This window comes from Tepidibacillus infernus, assembly GCF_048898065.1.
GTDB lineage: Bacteria > Bacillota > Bacilli > Tepidibacillales > Tepidibacillaceae > Tepidibacillus_B > Tepidibacillus_B infernus.
The window spans coordinates 1-255 of record NZ_JBLWFI010000044.1; the positions used below are offsets into that span (position 1 = coordinate 1).

1 rRNA gene is annotated in these 255 nt (G+C 52.5%); it reads right to left on the bottom strand.

Features of this window, described 5'->3' with window-relative positions:
* Positions 1–255: ribosomal RNA gene (locus TEPIDINF_RS14920) — 23S ribosomal RNA — on the bottom strand; the annotation flags it as partial.

Sequence of the window (255 nt, forward strand, 5' to 3'; positions counted from 1 at the left end):
TCAGCCTCACCGCTTGGACGTGCATTTCCAATAGCACGCTTCCCCTATCCTTCTGCGTCCCCCCATCGTTCAAACGGAGGAAAGGTAGTACAGGAATTTCAACCTGTTGTCCATCGCCTACGCCTTTCGGCCTCAGCTTAGGTCCCGACTAACCCTGAGCGGACGAGCCTTCCTCAGGAAACCTTAGGTTTTCGGCGGACAAGATTCTCACTTGTCTTTTCGCTACTCATACCGGCATTCTCACTTCTTATCGCT